Genomic DNA, 15,345 nt, shown 5'->3' on the forward strand with positions numbered 1-15,345 from the left:
ATAATCAAATATACGTCCTGCGATGCTCTTGATACACTCATAGCATGTCTCGCCTCATATTCGATATTGAAACCGTAGGAGCCGATTTTGAGAGCTTCGACTCCACCACGCAAGAGTACCTGCTCTCAAGCGCGAAGACGCCCGAAGAGCAGGATCTGGTTCGTGATCGCATGGGGTTCTCTCCGCTCACGGGAGAAATTGTTGCTATCTCCATCCTGAATCCCGACACCCATAAAGGAGCTACGTTCTTTCAAGCACCAGAAGCTTCGCTGGAGCCGTATACGAAAGATGAGGTGCAATATATCCCCAGCACTGAAAAAGAAATTCTCCAGCGCTTTTGGGATGCCGCCCGCTACTATGATCAGTTCATCACCTTCAACGGGCGTGCATTTGATGCGCCCTTTGTCATTGTGCGTTCTGCGGTCCACAGCATTCGTCCTACACGTGATCTCATGCCCAACCGATACAGCGGCGAAGGCCACGTCGATCTCTTTGACCGCCTCTCCTTTTTTGGCGCCGTGCGCAAAACCATGAGCCTCCACATGTGGTGCCAAGCATTTGGTATCGCTAGCTCAAAGGCTGATGGCGTAACCGGCGATGACGTAGCTCGCCTGTTTACGGAGAAGAAGTATACCGATATCGCTGAATACTGCTTCCGTGATGTGGTTGCTACCGCAGAACTCTTTAAAATTTGGGAGACCTATATGCAGCCCCCTCGAAGATAATGAACGAATACTCAAGCATTGCAGACTTTCGCGCAAAAGCGGGTTACGAGCACGGTGGTGTGTGGTATCCCCGTGTCACCTCTATCCTCTCTATTAAGGCAAAGCCCGCACTGTATGCATTCTATGGTCGCATGCCTAGCTTTGCTGCCGGCAAAGCAATGACTGAACGTTCTGCCCAAGAAGGCACTGCGGTGCATGAAGCAGTAGAGAACATCCTTCGCGGCAAGGCAGAGGAGCACTCCCCTGCCGTTTTACCAAGTGTGCGCGCCTTTCGGGCATTTCTCATGGCACACGACGTAAAGCCGCTCAGTATTGAAGAGCCCGTCATTAGCAACGAGCACCACTACATTGGCACCCTTGATGTACTCGCTGAAATTGATGGTCGCGTGGGCGTATTAGACATCAAGACCTCAAAAGGCATTTATCGTGAATATGGCATGCAAACGGCGGCGTATATTGGAGCTCTGAAAGAGCGTGGCACACTCCCCGACCTCACCAGCTGGGTCATCCGGCTTGATCAGTTTAAAGAATGTGAACTATGCAATGCGCGCATGCGTTCTAAGGGTGGCATGCCTACGGTGCGCGGTGGTGTCTACACGTGCCGTCATGAGTGGTCTCCCGAACGTGGTGAGTATGAATTTAGCGAACTCCCCGACACGCAACACAACTTCGAAGCATTCCTCGCCGCAAAGAAGCTCTGGGAATGGGAGCACGCTATCTTTCTGAAAGAGTTAGGATTATAAAAGAAACCACCCGTCTTTGCGTGACGCAACGACGGGTGTTGGGCTGTACGTTTTTTCTAGACGGCAACGCATGCAAAGCGATAGCCATCAGGGGGCCAATGGCTCCACTTGTAGAGGTGCACCTCACGCTGTGCGCCTTGAGAAAAAGAAATGAGCTCCAGCACGTTGCGAGGACTGTCGAGAGGCGAGAATGCGCTGTTACCGAGAGCAACAATTCTCAAGTGACGTTGCAAATCGGGGTAGGTTGCGCCTAGCGTAAGGATCTCGAACGGGTCTGCTGGACGCACGCTCCTGGACGCAAAGTCGCCGATCACCTCATCAGATTCTATGGCTCGGCCATAGTCGACAAGTATGATTTCGACTTCTCGTTTTCCTGAGCCAGCGATCGGAAACCATGCGCCCTGTAGCTGAACTTCGCGCCAAAACTTGGAATCTATTTCCTGATAGACCATGTCGTACCCACCGTCTGCGAGTAGCTGCTCGGGCGGTCGATCATAGTCGACAACGACGCGAAGCGTTTGGAAGGATTTCCACTCCCTTCGTTTCTTTTGCATCGAGACGAAGCGAGCCACAAGCGCCAGTAGTGCTGACGCCACACCAGCAAGCAACAATACATTCATTTGCCACCTCCTCGTAGCTTATAAAGTAAAACACCATTTTAGTAAAAGGTCAAATATCTTTATTTGCAGTTATCGGCAAGTGAATACCCTGCAGATTGGGCGGCGAGTTCGTTATCAAACCAGAGTTTGTTTTCTTCTTTAATGCGCGAAGCGCCAGAGCACCACGTGTAGTGGTACTTTTTGCTTGAAGAGCTCTTTGAGGCTACGACGCGAGCGTCTCTGGGTGCCTGTGGCGCTGAGGTTTTGTTGCCCTCAATCCCCACCTGGCTTGCGAGCTGTGCTGTGAATATCTGCGCGCCGTCTTCTACGGTAATGGGCTCTAGAGCGCCGTTTTGCTGGGCTTTTAGGCCTAATTGGTAGCTAATGAAGGCAATGGCGACCATGCAGAGCACCACAAAGATCTCGTGGAATGAGTGCTTGACGAATGTAGCTGTTTTTGCTAGGATTTCCCTCACGTTTATTAGTTTACACGATCTGCTATGGCACATACAAAAGCGATAGGCTCAACACAACTTGGACGCGACTCACAGCCAAAATATCGTGGCGTGAAGTTGCATGACGGACAGAAGGCAGCAGCTGGGAATGTTATCGTCCGCCAAACGGGCAGCACATACCTTGCTGGTGACGGTGTCCGTGTTGGGAAAGACTACACCCTCTATGCTGCACATGATGGCGTTGTCCGCTTCACCACTACTCGTAAAATGAACTATGATGGCTCGCGCCGCGTAGCAAAAGTGGTTCACGTTATCCCTGCAAAGAACTAGCGCCCTCGGAAAGAAAACACCGCCCATGGGGCGGTGTTTTTGTTACTCGTCGGTGCCGGTGACACTGACAGTGAGGGGCGCTTCTACTCCTTCAAACAACTTGAGGGTGACCGTGTGGTCGCCTACTGTTTTTATAGCATGTTCGACGATATGTACGGCCTCCGCCTCTACAGATGCCCCTAATTGCTTCAAAATGGCCTCTGCAAGCTCTTTTCGGCCCACTGCGGCAAAGAGGGTGCCTGAAGCGTTTGCCTTCTCCTGGAGCGAAATATGGGCTCCGGCAAGCTTATCGCGCAGGGCGAGGGCTGCGTCATGCTCTTCTGCCATGAGTAGGTTTCGCTTCTCCTGAAGGGCAAGAGCTTCTTTCTCAGCGTTCTCGGTTGCGAACTTCGCAATCCCACGAGGGATTAAGAAGTTGCGTGCATAGCCATCGGTTACGGTTTTAATGTCCCCGATCTTGGCTACACCGCGGACGTTGTGCAAGAAAATTACTTTCATAGAGGGGTATTATCTCAGGAGTTCGAGTGCTTTGTCAAGCTGAGGGTCTTTGCCTGGAGTACCGAATTCTACAGCGCCTGACGTGATCGCTTCTTCGGGGAGTGTCACTTTTACATCCGGCTCAATCCCCTTTTCTGAGATCGAGATCCCGTTTGGCGTGAGCCAGCGGGCAACAGTAACTTTCAGGGCAGAGCCGCCAGGGAATTCAATGACCTCTTGCACGGAACCTTTACCAAAAGTCTTTTCTCCTACAATGCGGATACTGCGGACGTCATGGAGTGCGCCAGCGAGAATTTCCGATGCTGAAGCCGAGCCGCCATTAGTGAGAATAATGACGTTATAGTCGCGAAGCTCTGGTTCGCCAGTCGTGCGGAACACGTTCTCGCTTCCATCGCCAAAGCGTTCAATAGTAACTGTGCTGCCTGGATCGAGGAACCACCCTGCGATATAGACCGAAGAATCAAGGAGGCCTCCCGGGTTACTGCGGAGATCAAGAATGATATTCTTTGCGCTGGTTTTTTGAATCTCGCGTGCGGCTTTGCGGAATTCGCCATCCACATTTTGATTAAATGTGGAGAGCTCAAGATAGGCGGTGTCCGCATTGAGGAGGGACCATTCCACCGCCGGGATGCGGATATTCTCGCGCACGATAGGAATCTCGGTGTCAGAGTTACCGTTGCGACGAATGGAGAGCGTCACTGTACTCCCACGAGGACCGCGGATGAGTGTCACCGCTTCTTCAACGGTCATGTCGGCGGTTGTTTTTTTATCAATGGCGAGAATAATATCTCCGGTGCGAATGCCGGCACGAAACGCTGGTGTGTTTTTAATAGGAGAAATGACAGTGAGAAGATCGTTACGTTTGCCGATCTCAATGCCTACACCAGAGAATGTGCCGGAGATTTCGTCACGGAATTTCTTATTGGTGACTGGCTCAAAGAAGACAGTATATTGATCCCCTGCTGCTTGGATCATGCCTGCGACAGCGCCGTAGATGAGATCTTGCGTGTTGAGTTTTTCGGAATCGACGAAGCGCTCATGGAGTGCGTCCCACGCGTTCCAGAAGAGGGTAAAATCAACATCGGCCGGTTGCCCAGCATATTCACGCACCAATGTTGTAGCGTCCTGCAATGAAGTGCCAAATGTGCCCTCATCAGCAACCGATCCTAATACAAAACCAGCAGCGAGTGCTGCAAAGATACATCCAATCAGCGTGAGTCGAGTATTACGTTCCATGTATTAGGTAGATAATCTTCGCGGGAATAATCCGTAGGCGCGCAGGTAGCGCATCCCATCAAGAATATGCCAGCGAGTTGTTTGTTTCATGAGCGCATCCCACAGCCAGAAGCGCCCTTTTGATTCGCGGCGCAAATAATGATACATGCGAGCGCGCGATGTGCGTACGACAGTGAGTCCATTGTCCCAAATACGCCGTGCCCAGTCAACGTCACTGAGGTAGTGAAAGAAGGTTGGGTTCAAAAAGCCGACGTGCTGTAGTGTCTCGCGGCGCGTCATAAGAGCGGCACCGAGCGCCCAGTCAACTTCTTGAAGCTCTTCTGCCGGTGCATCAGTGTAGAGATACGCGTTGAGCGCTTTTGCGCGTCCTGGGATCCACATGCGGCGAGCAACGATGCTCGCAAGTGTCGGCATATGGAATGTAGATTCTTGTGGCGTTCCATCAAAGTTTAGGAGCGTAGGTGCAATAAGGCCAATGCGTGGATGTGCCTGGAGTAGTGTCGCAAGGGCTTCAAGTGAGCCGCGTTCCGGCACAATGTCAGGGTTTAAAACGCATATGAAGTCGCCCGTTGCACGCTCAGCACCCATGATGTTGCCTTTTGTATATCCAGTGTTCTCTGCAGAAGGTACGAGTATGATGTTTTTAAAAAGTGCAGCACCTTCATCGCGTACGACGGCACGCGTCTCTGGTGTAGAAGCGCTGTCCACGACGATAACTTCTATATCAGTGTCTGGAAGTACGGCACGCGAAAGTGATTGCAGCGCTAAGCGAAGAAGCGCTGGGCGTTGGTAATTCACAATAATGCAGGAGATGCGCATAGAACTATTGCATGGTAGCCCCGACAAAATCGCGCACGAGCTGCCAGTCGCCGTCACGTGGCAATAACACATAGGCACCAGCGGAGCTTCGGGTCTCCTGGAGCACGTTCTCTGGCGTGAGAACAACGCGCTTTTGTGTAGTAGAGCCGCTCAGAGATTTTCCGAGAGACAAAAGACTCGTCATGTCTAAGAGATTAATGTCCGTTACTATCTGTGAACGGATCGTTTGCATGAGCGCAATAATACGCTCCGGCTCTGAGAGAATCTGGAGAGAGAGCGCCTTGTCTTTAATGGCACTAATCACCTGCTGCTGGCGACGTGCGCGATCAAAATCGCTGGAGGAATAGCGTGACCGTACATAGTAGAGCGCTTGCTCGCCATTCAGGTGATTCTCTCCTGCAGGCAGAGAGAACGAGTACCCCCACTGCTGTTTTTCTTCAAACGGTGTCGCAAGCGTAATGGTAATGCCGCCGAGATCATCAACGATCTTTTGGAATGCCGTAAAGTTGAAAATTACTGCGTGATCTATGTATACTCCGGTGATTTGTGAAACCAGTTTTTTTGTACCGCTCAAGCCAAGGTATTCATACGCAGCGTTGAGCTTATCTGCACGAGTGTCCGTGATGCGCGTATATAAGTCTCGTGGCAACGAGATGAACGCGGACTTCTTGGTGGCTTTGTCATAGCGTAACAGAAGGATGGTATCCGTAAGGAGGCCACCATCTGGATCATCTTTTCCTCGCATACCAAGTACTAAAATATCCAGTGTTGCATCTTTGTCCGGCATGACATACGCATCCTCTTCAATTGCATGGACGAGCTCCGGAGGGAGTACGTGATCGGCAATAACTGCCGTTCCAGCGTTGCCAAGGGTAATATCAAAACTGGTATTGCGCAGAGATTGTGCCCACGCAACCAATGCTATGCCACAAAAAGTGAGGCCAAAAATACCCAACACAACCCTACGATAGGTGCGTGCCCCTGATATGTTTTGATTATCTAGTTGATACATTGCCGAAGTTCGTCCCCCCTCACGCGTACACGACTCTGCACAAAGCGGCGCTTGCGAAGCATGTGAGGCAAGAGTAAAAGCGCCTCATTCATGCCCCGGAGCACACTCCAATCAAAGAGTAGTGCATAGCATAGTGTGCCAATATCGCGCGCCAGAATAAAAGGAGCATCCTGTATGAGATGCGCGGCGAGCTCATTCTTTACCATTGTACACCGATTATTCCGCCAATCCAATTGTCGCTTCAGCGGTAAAATGGCACGACGTGCGCGGATGCGTGAAGGAAGAAGCGAGTGCCACCAGTGCGCCGCAACTGATTTTGTGGTGGTACGATCATGATATGCGTGCGCCGTAGGGCATATGACCTGCTTCCATCCACGCAATCGCATACGCCATGCGATATCCAGGTCGTCTCCATACCCTATGCGCAGATCCCCCACGCGTGCATAGTAGTCTGCATCAAGAATACCCTCTTCAAGTGCGCTATCCACCAGCGCACTTTTTTTAAAAAACGGCATCGCGCCCTCAACGCCAAAGATCTTTCTCTCATCATATTGCCCGTGATCCTCTTCTCCTTGCCCGATATTATAAACGCGGCGAGCACGTGTCATGCCAAATCCACACGTATCGATAATGCGTGACCGGCTCCACGCACCCGACGCAATGTCGGAGAATGCATACTGGTATACCTTCGCCTGTACTGCGCCTATGTGTTCGTCGGCAGTGGCGCATGCGACAAGTTTCGCGATACAATCAGGCGCTAAAAGCACGTCCACTGAGAGTGAAAGAATATACGTGCCTCGTGCCTGAGAGAGCGCTTCAATTTGCCCAGGCCACATGCCAATGTTGTGATGGTGCGCAATGATTTTTGCGCGAGGGAGAACTTCTTGCGCAACGGTGCGCGAATCGTCTTGAGACGCGTTATCAAATATAATGACCTCTATATCTTGATACGTTTGCCGTGCGAGCGCTTCAGCGCAAGCCCGCATATAACGTGCGCCATTAGAGACCACTAGAATAACTGAAACAAGCGGACTAAGTGCTGTGTTCATGCTTGTAGTACCCTATAATGACAGCGCATACCGAACCGATAAGCAACAGTGCGCGCTCATCAAATAGCGCGGCGTCGGTAATAAGATAAGCCCACACCCACGGAAGCATGAGTAGTGAAGCGCTCAAAAATGCTTGATCGCGTGGCTCTGTTGCGGTACGGAGCGCGCGTATGCCCGCAAACAATATACTGGCAAGGAATGATGTGAATGCGAGGAGGCCTACAATGCCAACCTCTCCTGCAACGTGTAGATATACGTTATGCGCAGAAGAGCCAGCATCAGCAAGGCGCAGTTCCTGATCTAAAATAATTGGATATTGGCCAATACCAACCCCGAGCAATGGTCGCTCTCGCATAGAATCAAGTGTTGCACTCCAAATGGCGATGCGCTGGCTATTGGAAGTCTCCCCAAAATCAATAATGGAACGCAGTCGTTTGGTGAATAAAAGATCATCTCCTTTACTCAAAAGAAACTGCGGGGATGTCACAATCGGCCATGCAACGAAAAAGAGGGCAAAGAAAAGGAGTGACGACGCTGTAACGTATGCCATGAGCGTCTTCGCGCGGCTCTGCAACGTGTGACGCAGTGCGATAAGTAGCGCAATGCCTAGTGGGACAACTCCCACGCTTGCTACCCACATGCCGCGTGTTCCAGATAAAATAACGAAGAGAAAAATGACGGGGATAAATGCGACCCACATGCTCACACGCGTGCGCGCAAGCCGCAGAAATGTTTCATATGCATGCGCGGGAATGCGCTGATGCACGAGCGCAGCTGCCATAACCGCCGGTACAAGCGCTATGAGAATCATCGGAAACGTGTGTGAATCTGGGAGTAGGGAGAATATGCGAAGGGAGAGCTGTTCTCCATAGTATGCAAACCACGTGTTTCCAACGCTCGTTACAATGTCGCTCCACTGTGCGCCGAACTGTCGAAACTGTACGCCCTCGCCCCATATGCGCATGAAAGCATATATATCCATCAGGTACGTGGAGAGGAGCTGTACTAGGGCCACAAGCACAAGAAGGACGGCAACCCACCGCATCACTGCAAAGAGTTGTGCGCGCACGTCCTCTCGCGATGCGATAAGTGCAACCACTCCCAACGGAAGAAGCGCGTTAGCAAAATAGATAAGGCGCATGATAGCCGTCGTCATATCCCCCGCTACGCCTACTGAAAGTGTTGCGATACCAAAGAGTGCAAGTATGTACAACACCGCCGGTGTGCGCATGAGAGCGACAACCTCTGCCCCGCGATTGCGATAAGCATACATTGCGCGCAGGACGAGCATCACTGCAAAGAGTCGCCACATGTTGAAGTTATCGAACGTTTCAGTGATTGGAAGCGCCAATGCGCATGGCACCATGCCAATAAAATATGTCGCAGAATCCTCAAGCGACATGTGCGCCATTGCGAAAAGTCCGAAAAAGAGCACGACAAAGCTCATGTCTCGAGATACGAGCCCAGCCATGATGGCAAGCGCGAGCGCCCAGCTTACCGTGAGTGAGGGGCGCCAAGATGAAAAAAATCGTGAAAATGTCATGGAGATATTGTGGCTATAGCTTCAATCCACCTCTCTGCGTGAGCGCGCCACGTATAGGTTGCCGCACGAGCGCGGATACGATCACGAAAAGCACCGTCAGCACGATATGCAAGCGATGCCTCTAGCACCTTGTGAATGCCCGCTACCGTAACGGGCAACGGTACATACAGCGCCGTATCGCCAAATATCTCATGAGACAGTGGCGTATCAGCAACTATGGGTATGGCACCACGTGCCGCACCTTCTAGCGGAGGAAGGCCAAAAGATTCGGCGTCTGACACATACACTATAGCATGCGTCTTCGCATAGAGCGCATTTAAATCTGGTTCAGAAATGTGAGGGGTATATGTTACGCGCACGCCTTGTTGTGCAAGCTTGTCTACCATTGACGCAAGACGAGGCGGTGTATATTTATCAGCCCCCGCAAACACTCCGGCGATGTCAGGGTTCGTTTTCTGCATATCTCGGAACGCTTCTAAAAGTTCTTGGACATGTCGCCGTTCGAATGCCTGGCCAACCCATGCGAAGAGCGGCTCTCGTGGAGCGTTATCAGTATCTCCGCTGTAGCGCACAGCAAGGTGATTCACCATAACACTACGAATAGGTTGGCGGAATGCCGTCGCAAGAAGGTGTGCGGAATCATGTGAAAGCGTCATGACGCTTGCGGCACGTCGGTAAGCCCACCCCGCAAATAAGCGATATGCCAAACGATATTTTAAGGGTAACGATGTGCCGAACATTTCATACCCCACATCAGGCGTGAGCATCACAAGTGCAGCGCGCATCCACGTAAAAGGGAGCATGTAATTGGGGAAGTAGAGAACGCGAACACCGTGCCAATAGGCCAAAAGTGGCATCCACACGTGGTAGTGGATATTAAAAGACGCTGGCGTGTATGGTGGCTTTGTGACGTGACACTGCATATACGGCGCATGTTTCCAAGGCCCATCCACAATGGTCGATTTAAAATAGAGGTGGAATACGAAGCGTCGTGCAAGGCGCGGTTGCTCTGCAAGTTCACGTACAAGCTCCCGCGTCATGCGCGCCACGCCACCCACGGGATCTTCCAGTGATTCTGCCTCGATGCCAACATGTATGCGATGCGCGTCAGGGTCCCCCTGCATATCTCGCGCCGCTATCCATATACCACGCCACACGCCGCGCCAATATGCACGGCCAAACAGCATTCCTAGTGCGGCTCTCACCAAAGCGAAGGTTGCCCAACATAAGGCGCGCGCTTTACTGCCAAGGCGCCATTCAACAAAGAGATAGTTACGAGCATGCAGTGTTGCGAGGGATTTGTTCGCAAGCGTTTTTGTTGCCACAGAACCTTCATGCATCACACTTGTCTCTCCAACGCGTATCGGAATCCCCCGTTGGCGTGCAGCCCACGTAAGAGCAACATCCTCCCAATAGAGAAAGAAGCGTTCATCCCACCACCCTATTGTATCTCCGCTTTCGCGATCTATAGCGCATGCGGCGCCATGCACATATGTGCGCGCATCGCCGAGATCATATGTTCCGCGCATGCCCATAGGCATCCCTTGTGCATATGACACGCGCCCAGACGTTATCTGTACACCACCTTCTTCTACGCGCAATGCAACAAGCCCTGTCTTTCCGGCGAGATCTTTCGTCAGCGTATCGCGGAACGTGGGCGTAACATGGGTATCACTATTTAAGAACACAAACCACGTTGCGCCGTCAGCACGGGCATGAGTGACGCCGATGTTATTTCCAGAGCCAAAACCACCGTTATATGGTGCGTGGATGTGGCGGGCATGAGGGATCTGCTCTGCAAAGCGCGCATGCTTCGCATCGGTGTACTCGTTATTATCAACGATGTACCATCGAATATCTGAGCCAAGGTGTGGCGCCAGCGACTGAGCGAGGCGCATGATGGCAGTATCTTTTCCAAAATGGACGGTAATAATTGCAATCATGATATCAATGACCGCCACGCGTCACGGAAGCGAGCTTCCGAAAACAAATTGCCGCGGGCACGAATGCTATCTCGAGTATATGTTTTCTGCTCAAAGCGCATAAGGCAAGCTCCCATAGCCTCCGGAATAGGGTCGTCAAAAAATTCCCCGGTTATTCCTTCTTGAATGATCTCTGCGGCACCACCCGCACGCAAAGCAAGCACTGGCGTTCCGTGGGCGTGCGCCTCAACAATGGTGAGTCCAAAGTCTTCTTCATTAGGTACAATAAGCGCCGTTGCGTGCTCCATGTATGCGCTCAGTAAGCGATCATCAACTCGCCCCACGACGTGTACGTTTGGTGGCGCAAGGCGCTTGAGGGTGCGAAAGAGCGGCCCCGTTCCCACGATGACTAGATCACGCTGTAAGCGTGAAAAGAGCTCAAGGAGCAATGTGACGTTTTTATACGCATAGAGCCGCCCTACAAAGAGATAGAATGGTTTTGGATGCGGTGATAGAGCACCGGTATGCGCTACGCCAGTAGGAGGATAGATCACCGCTTGCGCCGCTTTGTGATAGTAGGTCTGAATGCGTGTTGCCGCAGTTTGTGAGATAGCAACCCATTCTGTAATGCGTTGTGCTGCCGCAGAATCCCATACGCGCATCACATGGCGCCAGAGAGAAAATCCCTGCTGTGCGTGTGAGAGATCCCAGAGCTGGCGTGGCGGGCTCATGCAGTATGAAATATGTCGCGTCGTACGAGGCACGATAATTCCTTTACTGATAAGCCCGCTTACAGAGATAACCACGTCATACCCCGTAAAATCGAACGACTCCATAGCGAGCGGCAATAGCGGTGCAATGAGTGGGCGTATGCGCAGGAAAGAAGGGATAGCACCAATAAAACTTTCGCGGATAGTTGCGCGCGGAAAAGCTTCGCGCACGCGAGATGTATCTGCATACGCAGTGTATATAGGAGCGTCGGGCCAGATGCGATGTAACGCACGCACTAATTCTTCTGATCCCGATACCGATGTGATCCAGTCGGTTACGAGTGCTATCTTCATGAACGTTTCGCGATAACGTTTTTCTTATAGACGTCGAGATTTTCGAGCACGATGCCCGTACCACGTGCCACGCAAAAGAGTGGGTCATCTGCAATGTGCGCTGGCACGCCAGTCACTTTGGTAATGAGTTGGTCAATGTTACGCAGCAGTGCACCGCCACCAGAAATAGTGATGCCACGGTCCATAATATCGGAGCAGAGTTCAGGCGGCGTCACCTCAAGTACTTCTTTAATGATCTGGATGACTTCGCGCAGGCTTTCGCTCAGCGCATCAGTCAGCTCATTGGCTCCAATCTCAATCGTTTTAGGAAGACCGGATGTAAGATCGCGCCCCTTAATCGTGATCTTCTCTTCATTCGCCTGTTTGATGGCGCTGCCGATCGCGATTTTCATGAGTTCAGCGGTGCGTTCTCCGATCGCAAGTGCGTGGCGCTTTTTGATGTACTCAACAATTGCGAGATCAAACTTATTTCCACCAATGCGCACCGAAGACGCGCTCACGATGCCGCCGAGTGAAATCACTGCGAGCTCTGTGGTGCCGCCCCCGATATTCAAAATCATGTTTCCAATCGGGCTGTTAATAGGAATACGTGCACCAATTGCCGCAAGTACCGGTTCTTTCACAAGATAGACGGCTTTAGCGCCCGCATCGAGCGTTGACTCAATCACCGCACGCTTTTCTGTAGATGTAATGCCCGCGGGAACAGAAATAAGCACTTCGGGCTTGAGGAAAGAAAACAATCCTCCGGCACGCTTAATGAAGTAGCGGAGCATGGCACCAGTGATACGGTAATCGGCGATAGCGCCATCAATGAGTGGCCGAGAAATAATGATGCTATCCGGCGTGCGTCCGATCATTTCTTTCGCCTTATTGCCAACGGCGAGAATAGTGTTATCAAGCACCGAGACAGCAACAACCGAAGGCTCGTTAATGACGATCCCCTTACCGGGGACGAAAACAACTGTGTTTGTTGTACCGAGGTCTATGCCTATTTTCCGTGCCATAAAAGCAGAGAAAGTGTAGCGTGTTATGCGGGGGTGTGCAACCTGACATTTCTGGCATTTAGTCAAGTTTTCCTGTATACTGGATTGGCTATGGAAAGACGAAAGCGCCGCATATTACTTGCTATTGCAGTCCTGATTTTTATCGTCGGGACCTATTGGGCAATCATGGACGCCCAAGGATACACCTACAGCTTCACAGAGGGGCGTTTTATTCGTACCGGAACTATTGTCGTACGCCTCAATGAAACAGCCAATGTTCTCCTTAATGGCGAGCGAAAGGGCAGCACGTCATTTCTCTCACGCTCTTTCGGCATTGAAGAGCTTCTCCCCGGATCTTACACTGTGAGCACCTATCGCGATGGCTTCTCAACGTGGAGCAAAGTAGCTTCTGTTTCAGAGGGTCTTATCACAGAATTTCCTCATGTCCTCATGCTTCCTACCGATGAAGCACGGGTTGAAGTACTACGCTCTCGCCTCGAAAGTGACATGGTACAACCCGCGCTCACACCACTCCCCTCTCCTCGTCCACGCCAAATACCAGTCGTAAGCCCAATTCCAGATTCCGCACTTGCGTGGCGCGGTGACACACTCATGCTCATCCAAAAAGATGGCACGCGTACTGACATCGTAAAACGCCCGACCGGCGCACGCCTTTCAGCGCGCCAAGATCGTGTATTGTGGTGGAGCGGCCGCGATCTCTGGGTCATGTGGCTTACGCCAAATGGTGTGCAACCTTACTATCCTCAAGGTTATATGGAGCGTATTTTCCGCGCATCACGCCCCATTACTAACGCGGTGTGGTTTGATGAAAATGCTACACACATCGCATTCAACGAAGGCGCTGGAATCCGCATCATCGAAATAGACACTCGCGGCGGCGTGAACATTATACGCCTGTAAAAAGAAAGAACCCCCACAAAGAGTGAGGATCCTTTTGTGGGGGCTAGGGCTGATCGTCGAGGCGACCATTGAGCACGCGCATGACGTCGGGCGAAATGCGATCTCTGACTTCTCTACGGAGCAGTATGTCTTCTTCTTCCCGCGTCAGAGCTCGTACCCTCTCGAATCTGCCATCAGTCCAGGTGATGACATCGTGAGTATGCCCTCCCTTGGCGAGCCTCCCCATGAATGGCCTAAAGCAAAACACCGGCGAATACGTCGTGCCCAACATCTTGGTAAGCGAGCGGGCGGCATCTTCTCGTTCGAAGAGAAATACACGAGGAGGCGCAACCTCTTGTTCCTCCCCAGCTCGCACCAAGAACGCGATACCTACCGTGAACCCATCGAATGGGGCAAACAGTTCCCGTAATGCTTCTATGGACTGATAATTGTGGCTCAAGCGTAACTCTCCCCTCTTCTCATGTGACGAACTGGCACATACGGTACATGAAATAGCTTATGAAGTCAATAAAACCAAAACGCCCCGTGAAGGGCGTTTTGTCTATCGTCTAGCGCTTTGACCACTGTGGTGACTTGCGCGCTTTCTTCAAGCCATACTTGCGGCGTTCCTTCATGCGAGGATCGCGAGTGAGGTAGCCTGCCTTCTTGAGCTTCTTGCGGAAGTTTGTATCAAACTGCTCAAGCGCACGAGAGATACCGTGACGAATCGCCTCTGCCTGTCCAGCGATGCCACCACCATTCACCAGTGCAGTAACCTTGAACCGTGCAAGAGACTTCAATTTGCGAAGCGGAGCTTCAACGTGGAGCCAGAGAGACTTGTCGGAAAAGTATTCCGTGTAGTCTTTGCCGTTGACGACCACAAGAGCACGATCTTCTTTGAGTGCGTCTGTAGATTTGCGCGTAAAGAGGCGCACGCGAGCAACCGCGTTCTTGCGGCGTCCTACAGATTCAAAGTATTTCTCTTTGGTACCAAGCTCCTTATCGCTCTCTTCGAGAGAAGGAAGCGTGGGTTCGTCAGTGTCTTCGTCAGGCACTGCGATTCCGAGAACATCTAATGGTTGTGTGTCGTTCTGTTGCATACGATAAAATTAGGCAAACACTAAGCGCAGGATCATGCGATCGCGGAGCTTGTTATCAGGGAGCATGCCACGGACCATACGACGCAAGACTTCTTTTGGTTTCTTCTCCCACAGTGACCCGAGCGTGCGCGAGTTGAGACCACCTGGATAGCCAGAGAAGCGATAGATCTGCTTCTGTTCAAGCTTACTGCCCGTGAAGACAGCTTTGTCCAAGTTTAAGATACGAACAGAAATTTCTGGATCAACCGCAGGGTTATAGGTAGCCAAATGTTTACCACGAAGAACGGTTGCAATGCGTGTTGCAGCGCGGCCAATAGATTGGCCTGCCATGTCGATCTCAACGATGTTTTTAGGTGTGGCTGTCATA

At 51.6% G+C, this 15,345-nt stretch carries 17 protein-coding genes; 4 read left to right on the top strand and 13 right to left on the bottom strand.

Translation table 11 applies throughout. The features are described 5' to 3' along the window. Positions 1-44 precede the first annotated feature (44 nt). Together QY311_00260 and QY311_00265 are read left to right on the top strand one after the other, a co-directional pair. Complete coding sequence (locus QY311_00260; protein WKZ27180.1) at positions 45-725, top strand: ribonuclease H-like domain-containing protein; 681 nt, start codon at positions 45-47, stop codon at positions 723-725. Then, positions 725-1,468, top strand: coding sequence for a hypothetical protein (locus QY311_00265; protein WKZ27181.1), 744 nt, complete (start codon positions 725-727; stop codon positions 1,466-1,468). Before QY311_00260 ends, QY311_00265 begins: the two co-directional genes overlap by 1 nt. A 56-nt stretch (positions 1,469-1,524) precedes the next feature. Here the strand turns inward: QY311_00265 and QY311_00270 are convergent, their stop codons facing one another. Both QY311_00270 and QY311_00275 read right to left on the bottom strand, forming a co-directional pair. After that, positions 1,525-2,088: a hypothetical protein gene (locus tag QY311_00270; GenBank protein ID WKZ27182.1), complete on the bottom strand. Its 564-nt coding sequence runs from the start codon at positions 2,086-2,088 to the stop codon at positions 1,525-1,527. 59 nt (positions 2,089-2,147) lie between these two features. After that, entirely contained in the window at positions 2,148-2,543 is a 396-nt protein-coding gene (locus QY311_00275) for a hypothetical protein (protein WKZ27183.1), read from the bottom strand. Positions 2,544-2,567: 24 nt separating this feature from the next. Here QY311_00275 and QY311_00280 point away from each other — a divergent pair, with 24 nt between their 5' ends. Beyond that, positions 2,568-2,852 (top strand): 50S ribosomal protein L27, encoded by a 285-nt coding sequence (locus tag QY311_00280; protein ID WKZ27184.1) that lies wholly within the window; start codon positions 2,568-2,570, stop codon positions 2,850-2,852. Positions 2,853-2,894: 42 nt separating this feature from the next. On the opposite strand, the gene rplI is transcribed toward QY311_00280, so the two are convergent. The 9 genes from rplI to QY311_00325 are packed head-to-tail and all read right to left on the bottom strand — an operon-like array spanning position 2,895 to position 12,999. Continuing rightward, the gene (gene rplI, locus QY311_00285; GenBank protein ID WKZ27185.1) at positions 2,895-3,350 is read right to left on the bottom strand and encodes a 50S ribosomal protein L9; all 456 of its coding nucleotides are present in this window, start codon (positions 3,348-3,350) and stop codon (positions 2,895-2,897) included. A gap of 9 nt (positions 3,351-3,359) precedes the next feature. Next, entirely contained in the window at positions 3,360-4,586 is a 1,227-nt protein-coding gene (locus tag QY311_00290; protein ID WKZ27186.1) for a S41 family peptidase, read from the bottom strand. Positions 4,587-4,589: 3 nt separating this feature from the next. Further along, positions 4,590-5,405, bottom strand: a complete 816-nt coding sequence (locus QY311_00295; protein ID WKZ27187.1) for a glycosyltransferase family 2 protein — start codon at positions 5,403-5,405, stop codon at positions 4,590-4,592. 4 nt (positions 5,406-5,409) lie between these two features. Beyond that, positions 5,410-6,417: an LCP family protein gene (locus QY311_00300; GenBank protein ID WKZ27188.1), complete on the bottom strand. Its 1,008-nt coding sequence runs from the start codon at positions 6,415-6,417 to the stop codon at positions 5,410-5,412. Further along, a complete protein-coding gene (locus QY311_00305; protein WKZ27189.1) occupies positions 6,405-7,466 on the bottom strand; it encodes a glycosyltransferase family 2 protein in 1,062 nt (353 codons plus the stop codon). Before QY311_00305 ends, QY311_00300 begins: the two co-directional genes overlap by 13 nt. Next, the gene (locus QY311_00310) at positions 7,450-9,009 is read right to left on the bottom strand and encodes an O-antigen ligase family protein (GenBank protein ID WKZ27190.1); all 1,560 of its coding nucleotides are present in this window, start codon (positions 9,007-9,009) and stop codon (positions 7,450-7,452) included. The genes QY311_00305 and QY311_00310 overlap by 17 nt, the downstream gene beginning before the upstream one ends. Next, on the bottom strand, positions 9,006-10,970 hold the full coding sequence (locus tag QY311_00315; protein WKZ27191.1) for a glycosyltransferase: 1,965 nt from the start codon (positions 10,968-10,970) through the stop codon (positions 9,006-9,008). Before QY311_00315 ends, QY311_00310 begins: the two co-directional genes overlap by 4 nt. Beyond that, a complete protein-coding gene (locus QY311_00320; protein WKZ27192.1) occupies positions 10,949-11,995 on the bottom strand; it encodes a glycosyltransferase in 1,047 nt (348 codons plus the stop codon). The genes QY311_00315 and QY311_00320 overlap by 22 nt, the downstream gene beginning before the upstream one ends. Beyond that, the gene (locus QY311_00325; GenBank protein ID WKZ27193.1) at positions 11,992-12,999 is read right to left on the bottom strand and encodes a rod shape-determining protein; all 1,008 of its coding nucleotides are present in this window, start codon (positions 12,997-12,999) and stop codon (positions 11,992-11,994) included. Before QY311_00325 ends, QY311_00320 begins: the two co-directional genes overlap by 4 nt. Positions 13,000-13,089: 90 nt before the next feature. Here QY311_00325 and QY311_00330 point away from each other — a divergent pair, with 90 nt between their 5' ends. Beyond that, positions 13,090-13,899, top strand: a complete 810-nt coding sequence (locus QY311_00330) for a hypothetical protein (protein ID WKZ27194.1) — start codon at positions 13,090-13,092, stop codon at positions 13,897-13,899. Between the two features lie 548 nt (positions 13,900-14,447). On the opposite strand, the gene rpsI is transcribed toward QY311_00330, so the two are convergent. Both rpsI and rplM read right to left on the bottom strand, forming a co-directional pair. Then, on the bottom strand, positions 14,448-14,978 hold the full coding sequence (gene rpsI / locus QY311_00335) for a 30S ribosomal protein S9 (protein WKZ27195.1): 531 nt from the start codon (positions 14,976-14,978) through the stop codon (positions 14,448-14,450). Positions 14,979-14,987: 9 nt separating this feature from the next. Further along, positions 14,988-15,344, bottom strand: a complete 357-nt coding sequence (gene rplM / locus QY311_00340; protein ID WKZ27196.1) for a 50S ribosomal protein L13 — start codon at positions 15,342-15,344, stop codon at positions 14,988-14,990. Position 15,345 lies beyond the last annotated feature (1 nt).

Source organism: Candidatus Paceibacterota bacterium (assembly GCA_030583765.1).
Lineage (GTDB): Bacteria > Patescibacteriota > Minisyncoccia > 2-02-FULL-40-12 > GWA2-44-9.

Coding starts and splice junctions, on each gene's coding strand:
- QY311_00300 (WKZ27188.1), bottom strand. CDS start 6,417: ATGTATCAACTAGATAATCAAAACATATCAGGGGCACGCACCTATCGT.
- QY311_00305 (WKZ27189.1), bottom strand. CDS start 7,466: ATGAACACAGCACTTAGTCCGCTTGTTTCAGTTATTCTAGTGGTCTCT.
- QY311_00290 (WKZ27186.1), bottom strand. CDS start 4,586: ATGGAACGTAATACTCGACTCACGCTGATTGGATGTATCTTTGCAGCA.
- rplM (WKZ27196.1), bottom strand. CDS start 15,344: ATGACAGCCACACCTAAAAACATCGTTGAGATCGACATGGCAGGCCAA.
- QY311_00265 (WKZ27181.1), top strand. CDS start 725: ATGAACGAATACTCAAGCATTGCAGACTTTCGCGCAAAAGCGGGTTAC.
- rplI (WKZ27185.1), bottom strand. CDS start 3,350: ATGAAAGTAATTTTCTTGCACAACGTCCGCGGTGTAGCCAAGATCGGG.
- QY311_00270 (WKZ27182.1), bottom strand. CDS start 2,088: ATGAATGTATTGTTGCTTGCTGGTGTGGCGTCAGCACTACTGGCGCTT.
- rpsI (WKZ27195.1), bottom strand. CDS start 14,978: ATGCAACAGAACGACACACAACCATTAGATGTTCTCGGAATCGCAGTG.
- QY311_00295 (WKZ27187.1), bottom strand. CDS start 5,405: ATGCGCATCTCCTGCATTATTGTGAATTACCAACGCCCAGCGCTTCTT.
- QY311_00320 (WKZ27192.1), bottom strand. CDS start 11,995: ATGAAGATAGCACTCGTAACCGACTGGATCACATCGGTATCGGGATCA.
- QY311_00260 (WKZ27180.1), top strand. CDS start 45: ATGTCTCGCCTCATATTCGATATTGAAACCGTAGGAGCCGATTTTGAG.
- QY311_00325 (WKZ27193.1), bottom strand. CDS start 12,999: ATGGCACGGAAAATAGGCATAGACCTCGGTACAACAAACACAGTTGTT.
- QY311_00280 (WKZ27184.1), top strand. CDS start 2,568: ATGGCACATACAAAAGCGATAGGCTCAACACAACTTGGACGCGACTCA.
- QY311_00330 (WKZ27194.1), top strand. CDS start 13,090: ATGGAAAGACGAAAGCGCCGCATATTACTTGCTATTGCAGTCCTGATT.
- QY311_00310 (WKZ27190.1), bottom strand. CDS start 9,009: ATGACATTTTCACGATTTTTTTCATCTTGGCGCCCCTCACTCACGGTA.